Here is a 17,535-nt window from a genome sequence, read left to right as displayed (position 1 = left end):
ATCCTCCCCATGCAAGTACGGGCCATTCTGACATCGATCGTTCTCATGGCCGGCCTGGGCGCGGCCCTGCCAAGCACGGCCCAGACCAGCGCTGACCAGCTCATCCTGGACATGCAGCAGGCCGCCCGGCGCGGCGACAAGGCGCGCCTGGCCGGCCTGCTGCCGCAGGTGCGCGGCCATGTGCTGGAACCCTGGGCGGCCTACTGGGAAGCCCGCAGCCGGCTGGAGGACTTCACGAGCGCCGACATGCAGGCCTTCAGCGCCCGCTACGCCGGCAGCTACCAGGAAGACCGCCTGCGCAACGACTGGCTGCTGCTGCTGGGCCAGCGCCGAGACTGGGGCACCTTCGCCGCCGAACACCCGCAGTTCCGCATGGGCGACGACCGCCAGGTGCGCTGCTATGCCCTGCTCGTCGACCAGCTGCGCAGCAACCAGCCCGCCTCGCAGGTGGTGGCCGAGGATGTGCGCCGCCTGTGGCTTGCGCAGCGCGACGCCGACGACGGCTGCACCCAGGCGGCCGAACGCCTCTACGCCACCCGCCGCCTGCCCGCCGAGGATGTCTGGCGCAAGGCGCGCCTGTCGGCCGAGGCCGGCCGCGGCCGCGCCACGCGCGACGCCGTGCAGATCGTCGCGCCCGAGGTGCTGGACCAGGTCGGCCAGTTGCTCGACAGCCCGGTGCGCTACCTCGCAGGGCGCAGCCTCGCCGCCTCCAAGCTGCGCCGCGAACTCATCACGCTGGCCCTGGTCAAGCTGGCGGCCTCTGATCCCGAGCAGGCCGCTGCGGCACTGGACAGCAAGTGGAGCGTGCAGCTCACCGCCGAGGAGCGCAACTGGATCTGGGGCACCATCGGCAAGCAGGCCGCGATCCGCCGCTCGCCCTCGACGTGGGAGTACTTCAGCAAGGTGCAGCGCGACACCGACCTGCACGACGAGATGCTGGCCTGGAAGGCCCGCACCGCGCTGCGCGAAGGCCAGTGGAAGGCGCTGACCACCACCATCCAGGCCATGGGCGACGAGAGCCGCCTGGACCCGACCTGGATCTACTGGCGCGCCCGTGCGCTGCAGAAGATCGGCAGCGAGGCAGACCGTGCCGAAGCGCTGCAGCTGTACGAGAGCATCGCCAGCGTGCGCGGCTTCTACGAGCAGCTGGCACTCGAAGAGCTCGGCCGCAAGATCGAGGTGCCGCCCCCGCCGCCGCCGCTCACGCCGGACGAGAAAGCCCTGGCCCGCAGCAACCCCAGTCTGCAGCGCGCGCTCTATGCCATCGGCATGGGCTTGCGCAGCGAAGGCGTGCGCGAGTGGAACTACGCCACCAACCTGCACAGCCCGGGCGGCATGGCCGAGCGCGACCTGCTGGCCGCCGCCGAGCTGGCCTGCGAGCGCGAGGTCTGGGACCGCTGCATCAACACCAGCGAGCGCACGCGCCAGTCCATCGACTTCGCGCAGCGCTTCCCGATGCCGCTGCAGGACTCGGTGGTGCCGCGCAGCCGCGCCATCAACCTCGATCCGGCCTTCGTCTACGGCCTGATCCGCCAGGAGTCGCGCTTCATCATGGACGCGCGCTCGCACGTGGGCGCCTCCGGCCTCATGCAGGTGATGCCGGCCACCGCGCGCTGGACGGCGCGCAAGATCGGCCTGGCGGACTTCACGCCTGGCCAGATCAACGAGCGCGAGACCAACATCGCCATCGGCACCGGCTACCTCAAGCTCGTGCTGGACGACTTCGCCGGCTCCCTGCCGTTGGCCGCCGCGGCCTACAACGCCGGCCCGGGCCGGCCCCGGGTGTGGCGCGGCCAGGCAGGCAGCCCGACGCTGGAGGCCGCCATCTGGGCCGAGAACATCCCGTTCACCGAAACGCGCGATTACGTGAAGAAGGTGGTCTCCAACGCCACCAACTACGCCGCCATCCTGACGGGCCAGCCGCAGTCGCTGAAGGCGCGCATGGGCTCCGTGGGCCCACTGGCCGCCGGGGCGCCCGACCCGAGCCGCGAACTCCCCTGAAGGACCGCGCGCGATGGACAACGCCCTGGCACGCATCGGCGACACCATCGCACTGGAGTTCTCCGACCTGCGCAGCCTGGAAGACGCCACGCGCATCGTGCTGCGCCTGGCCCTGGCGGCGCTGCTCGGTGGCCTGCTCGGCATCGAGCGCGAATCCAAGGGCAAGGCAGCTGGCGTTCGCACCCACATGCTGGTGGCCATGGGCGCGGCCATGTTCGTGCTGGCCTCGCAGCAGTTCGACATCGTCGCCGCCGACATGAGCCGCGTGCTGCAGGGCGTGATCGCCGGCGTCGGCTTCCTGGGCGCCGGCACCATCCTGAAGGGCGATGCCGAAAGCCAGGTCAAGGGCCTGACCACGGCGGCCGGCATCTGGATGACGGCGGCCATCGGCGTGGCCGCCGGGCTCGGCAAGGAGAGCACGGCCATCCTCGCCACCCTTCTGACGCTGGCCATCATGGCCTCGCTGCCGCTGTTCGCACGCTTGTTCGAGCGCAAGGCCGATGCGCCGCAGCACAGCGTCACGCCACCGGAGGGTTAGCCCGGCCTCTTCCCGCTGGGCTGGCCTTTTGCGCGTCGAGCTTCAGCGCGGACAGCGGTGCGGTAATGCCGCACCGAGCCCCCAGGGCGCCGCTGCGTGTCCCGCAGCTCGGCGCTGTGCCCCTTATCCTCGGCCCCGATGCGCGCTTCCAGCGCCATGCCGCACATGGGGCACGGAGCGCGGCGCCATGCCACGGCAGCCATTGACCTTGTCCCGATGGCAAGGTTTAGCATGGCGGTGATGTCGTGAATCGACGGCGGTCCTCCCGTCGCTCCAACCCTGTGAAACTGCTTCGCATCTGGCTGCTCGTACTGCTCGCCGTGTTGCTCCCCATCCGGGGCGCGATGGCGGCAGCCATGGCGTGCCCGCCGGCAGCAAGCGTGCCGGTGCAGCACCTCGTCGGCGCACATGCCGACGGCCAGGCGCACGGCGACCATGGGGACGGGCATGCGCAGGCCGGACATCCCCACGGCGGCGACGACACGGCCGCCGACCACGCGCATGCGACCGGCCCCGACCAGTGCAACATGTGTTCCGCGTCGTGCGCAACGCCACCGGTGCCAAGCGCGGCAGGCGGCCTCGCATCACCCCTCGACCGGGCCTCCGCCCCCTTCCCCGATCTCCCGGCCCCGGCCCCGACGTTCCTGTCGGACGGCCAGGAGCGCCCTCCACGAACCGTCTGACCCACGAGGCCTCCGCGGGAGGCCCGATGGGGCTCGTGCGTCCGCTGTGCGGATGCTCGGGCGTCTCTGGCATGCAGCCAGTTCTCTCACATGGTTCCGAACGATGAACACACTTCTCCTGCGGGCCGCACCGGTGCTGGTGCTGTGCCTGCCACTGGGCGCATTCGCCCAGGCCGAGGGCGCCCGCCCCGACGACCCGGCCGCCCCCGCGCCGGCCCTGCGCCATGCATCGGCCTTTTCCGACTACACGCCGTGGCAGGAGATCCCGCCCGGCAACTGGCGCCAGCTCAACGACAGGCTCGTGGCCCCGGCGCCGGGCCCGGCCGGCGGGCACGGCGCCCACGCCATGCCTGCGCCGCCACAGGGCGCAGCCAGCCAACCGCCACCTACGCCGGCGGGCCACCACATGCACATGCATGGAGGCCGGCCATGATGCGTGCCACGGCCGCGGCCCTGGCCGCATCGGTGCTGGCGGGCTGTGCTGCGTTCTCGCCCGACGGCGGCATGGACCGGGTGTCCGAACTCACCAAGGAGCGTGCCGGACAGGGCATCGCGCCGCAGCGGTCTGCGCAGGACGCCGGCCAGGCCCGGGCCCGCGTGGCGGAACTCCTGGCCCAGCCCCTCACGCCGGAGGCCGCGGTCGAGCTCGCCCTCTTGAACAACCGCGGATTGCAGGCCAGCTTCAGCCAGCTGGGCATTGCCGAGGCGGATCTCGTCCAGGCCGGCCGGCTGCGCAATCCCGTGTTCGGCTTCGGCCGCATGGCGCTGGGCGGCGGCGCCGCCGAGATCGAGCGCTCGGTGATGTTCGACGTGCTGGGCCTGCTGACCATGCCGGCCGCGACCCAGGTGCAGCAGCGCAACTTCGAGCAGGCGCAATACCTGGCCGCAGCGCAGGCCGTCGGCCTTGCCGCCGACACGCGGCGTGCCTACTTCGGCGCCGTCGCCGCGCAGGAGACAGTCAAGTACCTGCGCCAGGTCAAGGAGGCGGCCGATGCCTCCAATGAACTGGCCAGGCGCATGCTGCAGGCGGGCAGCTTCAACAAGCTGGCGCAGATGCGCGAGCAGGCCTTCCATGCCGACGCCACGGCCGGGCTCGCCCGCGCGCAGCACCAGGCCGTGGCCGAGCGCGAGCGCCTGACCCGCCTGCTGGGGCTGTCGGGCGAGCAGCTGGGCTACACGCTGCCGGAACGCCTGCCAGCCCTGCCGGGGCAGCCGACCACGCCGCACAACGCCGAGCAGACGGCCATCGCCACGCGCCTGGACGTGCTGATGGCCAGGCGCGCCACGGAGGCGACGGCCCGCACGCTCGGGCTGACGAACGCCACGCGCTTCATCGACGGGCTGGAGGTGGGCTACCAGAACAAGAGCGAGAGCGGCGAGCGCCGGCAGAACGGCTACGCGGTCGAACTGCCCATCCCCTTGTTCGACTTCGGCTCCGCCCGGTCCGCACGTGCGCAGGCGACCTACATGCAGGCCGTGCACCGCCTGGCCGCCGTCGCCGTGAACGCGCGCTCCGAAGTGCGGGAGTCCTACTCCGCCTACCGGACGGCCTACGACCTCGCGCAGCACTACCGCGACGAGGTGGTTCCGCTGCGCAAGCGCATTTCCGAAGAGAACCTGCTGCGCTACAACGGCATGCTGATCGGCGTGTTCGAGCTGCTGGCCGATGCGCGCGAACAGGTCCGGGGCGTCACGGGCTCCGTGCAGGCCTTGCGCGACTTCTGGGTCGCGCAGACCGACCTGCAGACCGCACTGACCGGCCTCTCCCCTGCCGGCCCCTCCGTCCCCGCGGCCTCCACTGCCACAGCGGTAGGCGCGCCGTCCGCCGGCCACTGAAAGAGCAAACATGTCAAACCGCAGAAACTTCTTCCGGACGGCAGGCGCCGTCGCCCTCGGTGCCACGGCGGTCAGCCGCGTGGGCGCCGCCTCCCTGCCGGAGGCCGTCTACCAGACCTCGCCGACCATGCAGCCGCCGCGCCCGCCCGACACGGGCCGGCCGTACAACCCGGTCGCCACGCTCAACGGCTGGAGCCTGCCCTGGCGCATGCACAACGGCGTGAAGGAGTTCCACCTCGTCGCCGAACCCGTGGTGCGCGAATTCGCGCCCGGCATGAAGGCCAACCTGTGGGGCTACAACGGCGCCAGCCCGGGGCCGACCATCGAAGCCGTCGAAGGCGACCGGGTGCGCATCTTCGTGACGAACAAGCTGCCCGAGCACACCACCGTGCACTGGCACGGCATCCTGCTGCCCTCGGGCATGGATGGCGTGGGCGGCCTCACGCAGCCGCACATCCCGGTGGGCAAGACCTTCGTCTACGAGTTCACGCTGCTGCGCGCCGGCACCCACATGTACCACCCGCATGCCGACGAGATGACCCAGATGGCGATGGGCATGATGGGCATGTTCATCGTCCACCCCAAGGACCAGCGGCAGATGCGGGTGGACCGCGACTTCGTCTTCCTGCTGGCCGCCTACGACATCGAACCCGGCGCGGCCACGCCGAAGACGGCCGAGATGACCGACTTCAACATGTGGACCTGGAACAGCCGCGTGTTCCCCGGCATCGACCCGCTGGTGTGCCGCACCGGCGACCGCGTGCGCGTGCGCGTAGGCAACCTCACCATGACCAACCACCCGATCCACATGCACGGGCCGCACTTCGTGGTCACGGGGACGGACGGCGGCTGGGTGCCGCCAGCGGCGCGGTGGCCCGAGGTCACCACGGACATCGCCGTGGGCCAGATGCGCGCATTCGAGTTCGACGCGGTGGCCGGCGACTGGGCCATCCACTGCCACAAGTCGCACCACACCATGAATGCCATGGGCCACGATGTGCCCAACATGATCGGTGTGGACCACAAGGGCGTGGCCGAGCGCATCACCCGGCTCGTGCCCGACTACATGGTCATGGGCGACAAGGGCATGGCGGACATGGGCGCGATGGAGATGCCGCTGCCGGACAACACGCTGCCCATGATGACCGGCACCGGGCCCTTCGGTCCGATGGAGATGGGCGGCATGTTCAGCGTCGTCAAGGTGCGCGACGCGGTGCGGCCAGGCGACTTCCGGGAGCCTGCCCCCTACCGCCATCCGCCCGGCACTGTCGCCTATGAATTCAAGGGCGACCTGGAACAGCCTGCCCGCGCGCCAGCACCGCAGGGCGACCGCAACACCATGCGCGTGCGCAAGCCCTCCGGCGGTGGCCACGCCAACCACTGACACCGAGGAAGCCCGCATGGCCCACGTCAATCCGGGCGCGCGTGGCGCGATCGTGTGGCAATTCAACCAGGCCGGCGCGTTCGCATTTGCCGCCTGCTCCGCAGGCATCTGGGGGCCGAAATGGTCGGCCGGCTGAAGGTCCGACGCAGCGCCCGCCTGCATGCGACCGGAAACCACGGGGCCGCATCCGACGCCCTGCGCATCGAGAAGACCGGCCCGCGCACCGGTCGCCACGCACCACAACCCACGCCTGAAAGCTTCGCATGAAATTCGCACACCTCCTGGCCGCGGCGGCCGTCGCCTGCGCTGCCCTGGCCGCGCAGGCACAGCCTGCCCCAACTCCCGGCTCCGGCGCTCAGCAGCAGCCCGGCGCGGCACCGCTCGTCGAAGGGGAAGTCCGCAAGGTGGACCTGCCGCAAGGCAAGCTCACGCTGCGCCACGGCCCCATCCCGAACCTGGACATGCCACCGATGTCCATGGTGTTCCGGGTGGCCGATCCGAGGATGCTGGACACCGTCAAGCCAGGCGACAAGGTGAGGTTCACGGCGGACGAGATCGACGGCGCCCTCACCGTGACTTCACTGCGCGCTGCGGACTGAGTCGCGCACCTTGCCGATCACCGCGACCGGCAGCGGCACATAGCCCAGTTGCTCGGCAGCGGCGCGGCCCTCGACCAGCGCCCAGTCGAAGAAGGCCATGGTGCGCCGGTCGCGCCCGGTGCCAGGGCGCTCGCGCATGAGGCCGAACACCGCGGCCACGACAGGGTAGGTGCCCTCGCCCGGCATGCCGACCAGCACCTGGTTGAAGTCGGCCGCGGCATCCCAGGCGGCCGCTTGCGCAGCGGCTGCGGCACCTGCTGCGCCCGGTGCCACGAACCGGCCGGCCGCGTTCTGCAGCGCCGCGGTGGCCAGCTGCGCCTGGCGCGCCTGCACCTCGTCCAGGTAGCCCAGCGCATGCGGCGTGCCGCGCAGCGCCGCGACCATGCCGGAACTGCCGCGCGCGCCGGTGCCGGCAGGCCATGGCACCTGTGCATCCGCGCCCACGCGTTCGCGCCACTCGGCGCTCTGGCCGGCCAGGTAGCGTGTCAGCGTGAAGGTGCTGCCCGACCCGTCGCTGCGGTGCACCAGCCGGATCTCGGCCTGCGGCAACGGCAGCTGCGGGTTCAGCGCGCGCAGGGCCGGATCGGACCAGCGCCTGATCTTGCCCAGCTGGATGTCGGCCAGCACCGGCCCGGTGAGGCGCAGCGCCCCTGGCGCCACGCCGGGCAGGTTCGCGGCCACCGCGATGCTGCCCAGCACCACCGGGAACTGCAGCAGGCGGTGGCGCCGCAGTTCGGCCGAGGACAGCGGGATCTCGCTCAGCGCGAAGTCCACCGCATGGGCTTGCAGGCGCTGGATGCCGGCCGAGGAGCCGACCGGCTCGTAGTCCAGCGCCACGCCGTTCATGTCGTCATCCAGGCCCGTGTTGGGCGCGGCGAAACGGATGCCACCGGCCAGGTGGTGGCGGTACTGCTGCACCCAGCGCGCGGCCAGCGGGTAGACGAAGGTGGAACCCGCGCCCTTGAGGCCGGCGCGCTCGAACTCGTCCTGCGCCAGCGCGAGGCCGGGCGCGCAGGCCGTGGATGCCAACGTGGCCAGCACGCTGCGGCGCGTCGCCATCGCACGCATGGCGCGGCTCATCCGGCCACCGGCACGCTCTGCGTGCGCAAGCCGCTGCTGCCGGCACGGCCCTCGAAGCGGCCCAGGTCGCGCGAGACCGACAGCCGTTCGGAGAAGATGCGCTCGACCAGGAAGAAGGCGCGTTCGGCGCTGCCCAGCAGCGCCAGCACAGCGCCGCGTTCCTCCCACGAGAGTTGCTGCCCCAGGTCCAGCGCGCGCTTGCGCAGTGCCAGCAGCTGCGGTGCGTTGTCTTCCTGCACGTTGCCACCGAGTTCGCCGCGCGTCACGCGCTTGGCCACGGCCGCGTCGACCAGGGCCAGCAGTTCGGTGACCAGCGGCCTGGCCTGGTCGGAGAAGGCCTGCCGCTCGACCCGGCGGCTGATCTGGTACAGCGCCTCGCCCAGGCTGGCACTGAAGTCTTCTTCCTCGATCAGGCTGGCCAGCAGGTCGGCCTTGGCCGGGGTCTGGTCGGGGGTCAGCATGGCCGCGGTGTAGCTTCGGATCTCGCGGTTCAGCGTGTCCAGCGACTTGTAGTGCGCCTCGGTGTCGCTCGGTGCCCTGGCATCGCCGCGCGAGGCGGCCATCAGCAGGCCGGCGCCTTCGACATAGCGCGACAACTCCTTCTGCACCGAGACCACGCCAGCGCCGAAGTCTCCGCCCGCCTTGCGGTCCAGGTGGCGCGGCATAGAGTAGTCCTCCAGTTCGTCCTGGCTGTTGGCGCCGACCCGCGAGAGCACGCGCTCGAACACGCCGATGAACGGGAACATCAGCACCGTGTTGAAGATGTTGAAGCCGATCGAGTAGATGCCCACGGCCACCGGCACCATGGGGTAGGTCTGCTTGCCGTCGGCCAGCACCATCTGCGCCGGGTTCATGCCGAACAGGCCCATGGCCCACTGCAGCAGGTCCATGGACAGGAAGAACATCGGGAACATCACCGCCACGCCCAGGAAGTTGAAAGCGATGTGCGCATAGGCCGCGCGCTTGGCGTTCCTGGTCAGGTTCAGCGAGGCCATCCACGAGGTGACCGTGGTGCCCAGGTCTGCGCCCAGCGAGAACGCCACGGCGGTCTGCCAGTCGAGGATGCCGGCCGCGCCCAGGCCCATCACGATGCCGATGGTGGCCGAGGACGAGTGGATCATGGCCGTGATGCCGGCGGCGGTGAACACGCAGACCGCCAGGCCGCCGAACGTGGAGGCGTTCAGGCTGGAGATGGCGCTCATCACCTCGGGCATGTTGCGCAGCGGCTTCAGGCCGCCCGTCAACAGGTTCAGGCCGTAGAAGATCAGCGAGAAGCCGACGATGGCCAGCGCGATGTTGGTGGTCTTGGCGCTCTTGGCGAACACGTAGACCAGGCCGAAGATGCCCGCCGTGATCAGGCCCAGCGGCCCCAGCGGCAAGGCGATCAGCCCGTTGCCCAGCGTGGTGCCGATGTTGGCGCCCATGATCACGCTGATGGCCGGGCGCAACCCGACCACCCCGGCGTTGACGAGGCCCACCACCATCACCGTCATCGCGGTGCTCGACTGCAGCACACCGGTGATCAGTGTGCCGGCCGCCAGGCCCTTGACGGGCGTGCCGGCGATCTTGCCCAGCAGCGCGCGCATGCGGTGCACCGCCAGGTTGTGGATGCCGTCGGACATGAATTCGAGGCCGAGCATGAAGATCCCGAGCCCGCCGAAGACGGGCACGAGGATCTCTCGAAAGATATCGACTTGCATAGGTGTGTTGGTGAAGGGATAGGAGCGGGAAGCGTACGAACGGTTCATGTCGTCTACATGACGGTCCGCCTTCATCTTCACGTTTTGACTGTATGCAATACAGCCTGCGCCGCGGCTTGTGCGGTGCTAAACCTCTCCTGGCGCTCCGCAGGCTACAACCAGCCCGCGCGCCGAAAACGCCAGTACAGCAGGCCGCAGCTGGCGGCCATGAGCGCCAGCCCCGCCGGGTAGCCCCAACGCCACTTGAGCTCGGGCATGTGCTCGAAATTCATGCCCCAGATGGCCGCAAAGGCCGTGCACACCGCGAAGATCGCCGCCCAGGCCGCCAGCAGCTTGGTGACCTCGCTGTCCTCGATCGCGACCATGGACAGGTTCACCTGGATCGCTGTCGCAATCGTGTCGCGCACGGCGTCGATGGAGCCGTTGATGCGGGCTAGGTGGTCCACCACGTCGCGGAAGTAGTCCTGCGCGCCGGCACAGACCGGGGGCACGCGGCCGCCGTGCAGGCGGCCCACGCCTTCGAGCAACGGCGCCACGGCACGCTTGAGCGCGATGGCGCGCTGCTTGAGCGCGTAGAGCTGCTCGATGCTGGCACGCGCCGCGCCCTTGGTGAAGATGCGCTGTTCGATGCCTTCGAGCTCGACCTCCAGTGCGTCGATGACCGGAAAGTAGCGGTCGACCACGGCGTCCAGCAGCGCGTAGAGCACGAAGCCGGCGCCATGGCGCAGCAGCTCGGGCTCGCGTTCGCAGCGCTCGCGCACGCCCAGGAAACCAAGCCGGCTGCGGTTGCGCACCGAGAGCACGTAGTTGCGGCCGACGAACACGTCGACCTCGCCCACGTGCAGCGCCGGCCGCGGGCCGACCGAGGGCTCGACCAGGTGCATCACGGCGAACAGCGAGTCGCCATACTCCTCGATCTTGGGGCGCTGGTGGCCGCAGCGTGCATCCTCGAGCGCAAGCGGATGCAGGCCGAATTCCTGGCCCATCTCGTCGAGTTCCTCGGGCGTGGCATCGGCCAGCGCCACCCAGACGAAGCAGCCCGGCCGCTCCAGGTATTCGCTGATGTCGGCCACCGGGATGTCGGCCAGTTTGGCGCCGTCCGCGTAGGCCGCGCAGTTGATCAGCATCGCAACACCCTGGTTCCTCTCCGGCATACAGCAGACAAGCGCTCGCGCATTGTTCCGACAGAACGGTGACAGCCGCGTGACAGGATTGACACGGGGCTGTCACAGGCCGTTCCTAGCATCGTTGTTCCCAAAGGACCCGCACCATGAACGACAAGCTTCTTCCCGACCACCACGACAGCGTGATGCAGCGCATCGAACGCGACCTGCTGGACAGCTACGACGAGGAGCTGGAGATGGAGATCGACGACAGCCGCCTGGACGCCGCCGGGGAAGAAGGCGCAGGCGACGGCCTGGGCCGCCAAACCTATTTCCGCGAGCTGCTGCGCCTGCAGGGCGAGCTGGTCAAGCTGCAGGACTGGGTGCAGTTCCACAAGAAGAAGGTGGTGATCCTGTTCGAAGGCCGCGACGCGGCCGGCAAAGGCGGCGTGATCAAGCGCATCACCCAGCGCCTGAACCCCCGGGTGTGCCGCGTGGCCGCGTTGCCCGCGCCCAACGACCGCGAGAAGACGCAGTGGTATTTCCAGCGCTATGTCTCGCACCTGCCTGCGGGTGGCGAGATCGTGCTGTTCGACCGCAGCTGGTACAACCGCGCTGGTGTCGAGCGCGTCATGGGCTTTTGCAACGACGCCGAGTACGAGGAGTTCTTCCGCTCGGTGCCCGAGTTCGAGAAGATGCTGATCCGCTCGGGCATCACGCTGGTGAAGTACTGGTTCTCCATCACCGACGACGAGCAGCACCTGCGCTTCCTGGGCCGCATCCACGACCCGCTCAAGCAGTGGAAGCTCTCGCCCATGGACTTCGAGAGCCGCCGCCGCTGGGAGGCCTACACCAAGGCCAAGGAAACCATGTTGGAGCGCACCCACATCCCCGAGGCGCCGTGGCACCTCGTGCAGGCCGTCGACAAGAAGAAGGCGCGGCTGAATTGCATCAGCCACCTGCTCACGCAGTTCCCCTACGAAGAGGTCGAGCACCCGTCCATCGTGCTGCCCGAGCGCGCCCGCAACGCGGACTACATCCGCCACCCCGTGCCCGCCGAGATGTACGTGCCCGACCGGTACTGAGCCCGATCGATTCGCGGCACGCATCGGTCGCGCGCGTTTTCGGCAACGATGGCGCACCGGTGCGGCGTTAGCATGGCCGGCCCCTGAATCCGCGGAATCCGCCATGCTCAAGCTCTACATCGCCAACAAGAACTACTCGTCCTGGTCGCTGCGGCCGTGGCTGCTGATGTCCCAGGCTGGCATCGCGTTCGAAGAGGTCATGGTGCCCTTCGACGACCTGGCCGCCACCTCGCCGTTCAAACAGACGCTGCAACCGCTCGCGCCCACGGGCCAGGTGCCGTTGCTCGTCGATGGCGACCTGGTGGTGTGGGACACGCTGGCGATCGCCGAGTACCTGGCCGAGAAGTTTCCCGAGAAGACGCTGTGGCCCGCCGACGCTCAGGCCCGGGCCCGTGCGCGCAGCGTGTGCGCCGAGATGCACGCCGGCTTCAGCGCGCTGCGCAACCACTGCCCCATGAACCTGGAAGCCAGCATGCCCGAGATGGGCCGCGTGATCTGGCGCGACCAGGCGGCCGTGCGCGCCAACGTGGCACGCATCGTGGACATGTGGCAGGAGCTGCTGGACGCCCATGGCGGGCCCATGCTGTTCGGCGACTTCAGCATCGCCGACGCCTACTACGCGCCGGTCTGCGTGCGGCTGGCCAACTTCGCCCTGCCCGTGCCGGCAGCCATCACGGCCTACATCGAACGCGTGCGCGCCCTGCCCGCCATGCAGCGCTGGACCGCCGCGGCGCTGGCCGAGCACCGCTTCGTGGACTTCGACGAGCCCTACCGCGCCGCGCCCTGAACTTCGGCCTTCAGCTGTGCAGGTGGCGCACGCGGTAGGTCGCGTCGAACACCAGCCGGCCCGGCACGCCCTGGTTCATCACGGTGTAGCGCAGCAGCTTGATCGGCGTCTCGCCGAAAGTGGCGTAGAGCTGGCCGGCCATCATGCGCGCGGCGGCCTGCCGGATGGCGGGCTTCTCCGCGTCGATCTGCACGGTCAGGCGGTCCGGCCCTGTCTGCACCGCCGACAGGCAGCTCAGGCCCCCGAGTTCCTCGAAGGCGGGAATCGTCAGTCGTTCGGTGCACTGTGCCTGGGCTTGCATCGGCAATCTTCCTGAGAGGGCGTTTCGGAAAACGCCGCATTCTGGAGAACCCTGGCAGATATCCCTGTAGGACGAGACCGCAGCCGCCTGCGGGCCGATGCAGTCGGCGATGCTATGCAAAAGGGGCGCCATGCGCCCCCTTGCATTCAACACCGCAATGCGTTCAGAGCTTGAACGGCACCACTTCCTGGCGCTGTTCGCCCAGGCCCTCGATGCCCAGGGTGATCACGTCGCCCTTCTTCAGGAACACCGGCGGCTTCATGCCCATGCCCACGCCAGGCGGCGTGCCCGTGGTGATCACGTCGCCCGGGTTCAGGGTGTTGAGCTGGCTCACATAGCTGACCAGCTTGGCCACATTGAAGATCATGGTCTTGGTGTTGCCGGTCTGCATGCGCTGGCCGTTCACGTCCAGCCACATGCCGAGCTTTTGCACGTTGGCGATCTCGTCGCGCGTGACCAGCCAGGGGCCGATCGGGCCGAAGGTGTCGAAGCCCTTGCCCTTGTCCCAGGTCAGGCCGTGCTCGAGCTGCCAGGCGCGTTCGCTGACGTCGTTGACGACGCAAAAGCCGGCCACGTAGTTCAGAGCATCCTTCTGCGAGACATAGCGCGCGCGCGTGCCGATGACCACGCCGAGCTCCACCTCCCAGTCGGTCTTGACCGAGCCCTTGGGCAGCATCACGGGGTCGTTCGGGCCCTGGATGCAGCTGTTGGCCTTGGTGAACACCACGGGCTCGGCCGGGATCGGCATGTTGGACTCGGCCGCGTGGTCGGCGTAGTTCAGGCCGATGGCGATGAACTTGCCGACTTGCGCCACCGGGCTGCCGAAGCGCGGCTTGCCGCGCACCAGCGGCAGCTTGTCGGTCTTGACCTTGCGGATCTTGGCCAGGGCCGCGTCGCCGAGCTGGGCCGCGCCGATGTCGGGCACCACGGAAGAGAGGTCGCGCAGCTGGCCGTTGGCGTCGATGAGGCCCGGCTTTTCCTTGCCGGGATTGCCGTAGCGGACGAGTTTCATGTCTTGTTTTCCTTCTTGAGGGTCAGTAAGTGGAACGGCCGCCCGACAGGTCGAACACCGCGCCGGTGGTGAAGGAGCAGTCCTCCGTGCAGAGCCAGCCGACCATGGCCGCCACCTCCTCGACTGTACCGAAGCGGCCCATGGGGATCTTGGAGAGCATGAAGGCGATGTGCTCCGGCGTCATCTGGTCGAAGATCGGCGTCTTCACCGCAGCCGGGGTGATGCAGTTCACGCGGATGCCGGTGTCGGCCAGCTCCTTGCCGAGCGACTTGGTCAGCCCGATCACCGCCGCCTTGCTGGCGCTGTACGCGCTGGCGTTGGGGTTGCCGTCCTTGCCGGCCACCGAGGCGATGTTGACGATGCGGCCATAGTTCTTCGCGCGCATGAGCGGCACGATCTCGCGGCAGCAGAAGAACAGGCCGTTGACATTGACCTGCTGCACCTGCTCCCAGGCCTCGGGCGGGTAGTCCCACAGTTTGACGTTGGGCCCCGTGATGCCGGCGCTGTTGACGAGGATGTCGACAGCCGCATGCGCGGCGCCGGTCTCGCGCGCCGCCTGCGCCACGCTGGCGTGGGCAGCCACGTCGACCTGCACCGTGTCGACGCCGGTGCCCAATGCCGCCTTGGCCTGGGCCAGCGCCTCGGCGTTGCGGTCCCACAGCGTGACCGTGGCGCCGGACGCCAGCATGCGCTGCGCGATGCCGTAGCCCAGGCCGACCGCCCCGCCCGTGATGACCGCGTGGCGGCCCTTGAGGTCCAGCTGGTTCATATCGTCATGCCGCCGTCGACCGAGAACACCTGGCCCGTGGCGAACACCGATTCGTCGCTGGCCAGATAGGTCACGATGGGCACGATCTCGGCCGCCTGCGCGAGCCGGCCCATGGGCTGGCGCGCCACGAAGGCCTTGCGTGCCTCCACCGGGTCGGCATGCGCGTTGATGCGCTCGCCGAGCGAAGGCGTGTCCACCGTGCCCGGAGCGATCGCATTGCAGCGGATGCCGCGCGCCACGTAGTCGGCCGCCACGCTCTTGGTCAGGCCGATCACGGCGGCCTTGCTGGTGCCGTAGACGCAGCGGTTGGGCAGGCCTTTGAGGCTGCTGCAGACGCTGGCCATGTTGATGATGCTGCCCTTGCCCTGCCCACCCTGGCCGTCGTCGTTGGCCAGCATGCGCGGCAGCGCGGCCTGGATGGCCCAGAACTGCGCGCGCACGTTCAGGTTCAGCGCGAAGTCGAGGTCGTCGTCGGTGGCATCGAGGATGGGGCCGTTGTGCACCACGCCGGCGCAGTTGAACAGCACGTCGATGCCGGGCATGCCCTCGACCAGCGCCCGGATGGCCGCCTTGTCGAGCACGTCGAGCCGCTGCGTGTGCACCAGCGGCTGGCGCGCGTAGGCCTGCTCGAGCAGGCCCTCGTTCACGTCGGTGGCCCAGACCTCCGCGCCCTCGCGCGTGAGCGCCTCGACGGCCGCGCGGCCGATGCCCTGGCCGGCCGCAGTCACCAGCACTCTCTTGCCCTGCAATCGCATCGCGTCTCCTCGTGTTCAGGGTTTCGCCGGATGGGTGCCATCCGGAAGCTGTGGAATTATCAATTGGTCAGACCACTTGGCCAATTCAGTACAAGCCCTAACCCGTGCCGCTGCAGTTCATCGCCCCGCAACGCCTGTACCGCCAGATCGCGGACCAGCTGCGCGACCTCATCGCGCGCGGCGAGTTCGGCGTCGGTGCGCGCCTGCCGGCCGAACGCGACCTGGCGCAGCAGCTCGGCGTGAGCCGCCCCTCCGTGCGCGAGGCGCTGATCGCGCTGGAGGTGGAGGGCTGGGTCGAGGTGCGCACCGGCTCGGGCGTGTATGTGCTGGAGCGCGAGCGCCGCGCCGCGGCCCCTGTGGCCGAGACCGAGTGGGGCCCGCTGGAGCTGATCCGCGCGCGCCGCGTGGTCGAGGGCGAGACCGCCGCCATCGCCGCGCAACAGCGCAAGCGCACGCACCTGGACGCCATGGCCCGCGCCATCGACACCATGCGCGAGCTGGCCGACCAAAAGCGCATGCCGCTGGAAGGCGACCGCGCCTTCCACCTGGCCATCGTCGAAGCGTGCGACAACCAGGTGCTCAGCGAGACCGTGCAGGGCTTCTGGGATTCGCGCCGCGGCCCCATCTTCACGCGGCTGGGCGGCTACTTCGAAACCGTGCCGTCCTGGCGCATGGCGATCGCCGAGCACGAAGCCATCCGCGAGGCCATCACCGCGCGCGACGAAGCCGCCGCGCGCGCCGCCATGCACACCCACATGGACAAATCGCACCAGCGGTTCTCTGCCAGCTGGCGCCGCGCCAAGGATCTTCCCGCGACCTGAACCGTTCCCCATCCAACGAGGAGACACTGCCATGCACAAGCGACACATCCTGAAAACAGTGGCCCTGGCCAGCCTGCTGGCCGCCACGGGCCTGGCGAGCGCCCAGACCAAGCTCAAGTGGGCGCACGTCTACGAGACGTCCGAGCCCTTCCACAAGTACTCGGTCTGGGCCGGCGAGGAAATCAAGAAACGCACCAACGGCAAGTACGAGATCACGGTGTTCCCCGCCTCCACGCTGGGCAAGGAGGCCGACATCAACCAGGGCCTGACCCTCGGCACCGTGGACATCGTGCTGACCGGCGCGAGCTTCGCGGGGCGCAGCTACACGCCGCTGTCGATCAGCTACTTCCCGTTCATCTTCCGCGACGCCGAGCACCAGCTGAAGTACGCCACCAGCGACGTGTTCAAGGAACTCGCCAAGGGCTACGACGACAAGACCGGCAACCACATCACCGCGCTCAGCTACTACGGTGCGCGCCACGTGACCAGCAGCGCGGCCAAGCCCGTCAGCAAGCCCGAGGACATGAAGGGCCTGAAGATCCGCGTGCCCGATGCGCCGGCCTACCTGGCGTTCCCGCGCGCGCTGGGTGCCAACGCCACGCCGATCGCCTTCGCCGAGGTCTACCTGGCCCTGCAGAACAACACCGTCGACGCGCAGGAGAACCCGCTGCCCACCATCGAGGCCAAGAAGTTCTACGAGGTGCAAAAGAACATCTCGCTGACCGGCCACATCGTCGACTCGCTGCTGACCGTGGTCTCGGGCAGCCTGTGGGCCAAGCTCAGCGCAGACGAGAAGAAGATCTTCGGCGACGTGATGATGGAAGCCGCCGAGAAGACCGGCCGCGAAATCATCGCCTCCGAGGCGCGCCTGGTCGAGGAGTTCAAGAAGAAGGGCAACAACGTGATCACGGTCGACAAGGAAGCCTTCCGGGCCGCCGTGCTCAAGAACACCAAGCCCACCGACCACGGCTACCGCCAGCAGGACTACGACCGCATCACCGCCATCAAGTGAGCCGCGCCGGCCCCTCTCCCGCCACGGGAGAGGGCCTGAGGGAGACGGGCCGACACGCCCATGGAGACA

At 69.2% G+C, this 17,535-nt stretch carries 17 protein-coding genes; 10 read left to right on the top strand and 7 right to left on the bottom strand.

Annotation, left to right across the window (positions count from 1 at the left end; all coding sequences use genetic code 11):
• Positions 1-9: 9 nt before the first annotated feature.
• The 6 genes from DES41_RS28120 (at position 10) to DES41_RS28090 (ending at position 7,041) form a co-directional block, all read left to right on the top strand.
• Positions 10-2,001, top strand: coding sequence for a lytic transglycosylase domain-containing protein (locus DES41_RS28120; RefSeq protein ID WP_114470928.1), 1,992 nt, complete (start codon positions 10-12; stop codon positions 1,999-2,001).
• Between the two features lie 13 nt (positions 2,002-2,014).
• Positions 2,015-2,539, top strand: coding sequence for an MgtC/SapB family protein (locus DES41_RS28115; protein WP_114470927.1), 525 nt, complete (start codon positions 2,015-2,017; stop codon positions 2,537-2,539).
• A gap of 786 nt (positions 2,540-3,325) precedes the next feature.
• A complete protein-coding gene (locus DES41_RS28105) occupies positions 3,326-3,655 on the top strand; it encodes a hypothetical protein (protein WP_114470925.1) in 330 nt (109 codons plus the stop codon).
• On the top strand, positions 3,652-5,058 hold the full coding sequence (locus DES41_RS28100) for a TolC family protein (protein ID WP_245965898.1): 1,407 nt from the start codon (positions 3,652-3,654) through the stop codon (positions 5,056-5,058). The genes DES41_RS28105 and DES41_RS28100 overlap by 4 nt, the downstream gene beginning before the upstream one ends.
• 10 nt (positions 5,059-5,068) lie before the next feature.
• Positions 5,069-6,442: a multicopper oxidase family protein gene (locus DES41_RS28095; protein WP_114470924.1), complete on the top strand. Its 1,374-nt coding sequence runs from the start codon at positions 5,069-5,071 to the stop codon at positions 6,440-6,442.
• A 263-nt stretch (positions 6,443-6,705) separates the two neighbouring features.
• Positions 6,706-7,041, top strand: a complete 336-nt coding sequence (locus DES41_RS28090; protein WP_114470923.1) for a copper-binding protein — start codon at positions 6,706-6,708, stop codon at positions 7,039-7,041.
• Here DES41_RS28090 and pstS read toward each other — a convergent pair.
• The 3 genes from pstS to corA form a co-directional block, all read right to left on the bottom strand.
• Entirely contained in the window at positions 7,021-8,109 is a 1,089-nt protein-coding gene (gene pstS, locus DES41_RS28085; protein ID WP_170168306.1) for a phosphate ABC transporter substrate-binding protein PstS, read from the bottom strand. The two genes, DES41_RS28090 and pstS, sit on opposite strands and share 21 nt — an antisense overlap.
• 8 nt (positions 8,110-8,117) lie before the next feature.
• A complete protein-coding gene (locus tag DES41_RS28080) occupies positions 8,118-9,821 on the bottom strand; it encodes a Na/Pi cotransporter family protein (protein WP_114471142.1) in 1,704 nt (567 codons plus the stop codon).
• Between the two features lie 152 nt (positions 9,822-9,973).
• Positions 9,974-10,948: a magnesium/cobalt transporter CorA gene (gene corA, locus DES41_RS28075; RefSeq protein ID WP_114470921.1), complete on the bottom strand. Its 975-nt coding sequence runs from the start codon at positions 10,946-10,948 to the stop codon at positions 9,974-9,976.
• A 143-nt stretch (positions 10,949-11,091) separates the two neighbouring features.
• Here corA and ppk2 point away from each other — a divergent pair, with 143 nt between their 5' ends.
• Together ppk2 and DES41_RS28065 are read left to right on the top strand one after the other, a co-directional pair.
• Positions 11,092-12,009: a polyphosphate kinase 2 gene (gene ppk2, locus DES41_RS28070; protein ID WP_114470920.1), complete on the top strand. Its 918-nt coding sequence runs from the start codon at positions 11,092-11,094 to the stop codon at positions 12,007-12,009.
• 103 nt (positions 12,010-12,112) lie between these two features.
• Positions 12,113-12,796: a glutathione S-transferase family protein gene (locus DES41_RS28065; protein WP_114470919.1), complete on the top strand. Its 684-nt coding sequence runs from the start codon at positions 12,113-12,115 to the stop codon at positions 12,794-12,796.
• A 10-nt stretch (positions 12,797-12,806) separates the two neighbouring features.
• Here DES41_RS28065 and DES41_RS28060 read toward each other — a convergent pair whose 3' ends face one another.
• The 4 genes from DES41_RS28060 to DES41_RS28045 form a co-directional block, all read right to left on the bottom strand.
• Positions 12,807-13,097 carry a hypothetical protein gene (locus tag DES41_RS28060; RefSeq protein WP_114470918.1) on the bottom strand — a complete coding sequence of 97 codons (291 nt, stop codon included), beginning with the start codon at positions 13,095-13,097 and terminating at the stop codon, positions 12,807-12,809.
• A gap of 163 nt (positions 13,098-13,260) precedes the next feature.
• Entirely contained in the window at positions 13,261-14,109 is an 849-nt protein-coding gene (locus DES41_RS28055; protein WP_114470917.1) for a fumarylacetoacetate hydrolase family protein, read from the bottom strand.
• Between the two features lie 22 nt (positions 14,110-14,131).
• Positions 14,132-14,878, bottom strand: a complete 747-nt coding sequence (locus tag DES41_RS28050) for an SDR family NAD(P)-dependent oxidoreductase (RefSeq protein ID WP_114470916.1) — start codon at positions 14,876-14,878, stop codon at positions 14,132-14,134.
• On the bottom strand, positions 14,875-15,633 hold the full coding sequence (locus DES41_RS28045) for an SDR family oxidoreductase (protein WP_114470915.1): 759 nt from the start codon (positions 15,631-15,633) through the stop codon (positions 14,875-14,877). Before DES41_RS28045 ends, DES41_RS28050 begins: the two co-directional genes overlap by 4 nt.
• 104 nt (positions 15,634-15,737) lie before the next feature.
• Between DES41_RS28045 and DES41_RS28040 the strand changes: the two genes are divergently transcribed.
• Positions 15,738-16,454 (top strand): FadR/GntR family transcriptional regulator, encoded by a 717-nt coding sequence (locus DES41_RS28040; RefSeq protein ID WP_114470914.1) that lies wholly within the window; start codon positions 15,738-15,740, stop codon positions 16,452-16,454.
• 31 nt (positions 16,455-16,485) lie between these two features.
• Entirely contained in the window at positions 16,486-17,466 is a 981-nt protein-coding gene (locus DES41_RS28035) for a sialic acid TRAP transporter substrate-binding protein SiaP (protein WP_114470913.1), read from the top strand.
• The last annotated feature ends 69 nt before the right edge of the window (positions 17,467-17,535 follow it).

The organism is Pseudorhodoferax soli, assembly GCF_003337555.1.
In the GTDB taxonomy this organism is placed as follows: Bacteria; Pseudomonadota; Gammaproteobacteria; order Burkholderiales; family Burkholderiaceae_C; genus Pseudorhodoferax; species Pseudorhodoferax soli.
This window is presented reverse-complemented; position numbering and strand designations above follow the sequence as displayed.